The organism is Bradyrhizobium sp. Kon58, assembly GCF_055807455.1.
Window position 1 is genome coordinate 1 of record NZ_JBVVOT010000421.1, and the last position, 275, is coordinate 275.

The 275-nt window shown below is 62.2% G+C and carries 1 protein-coding gene; it reads right to left on the reverse strand.

The features are described from left to right. Positions 1 to 275 (reverse strand): saccharopine dehydrogenase family protein (locus AC0L20_RS41000; RefSeq protein ID WP_473295826.1); only part of this gene is annotated, 275 nt, incomplete at both ends.

Here is a 275-nt window from a genome sequence, read left to right on the forward strand (position 1 = left end):
CCTCAACGTTGGCCATGTGCTTCACGTCCCACTCACCACGCGCTACCAGCAGCGCGGCGGCCACTGGCGGAACGCCGGCGGTGTAGGAGATGCCCTGGCTGTCGGTTTCAGCGAAGGCTTCTTCGTGATCGGCCACGTTGTAGATGAACATTTCACGCGGCTGGCCGTTTTTGGTGCCTTTGACCAGGTCGCCAATGCAGGTCTTGCCGGTGTAGCCCGGCGCGAGCGAAGACGGGTCGGGCAATACGGCCTTGACCACTTTCAACGGCACCACT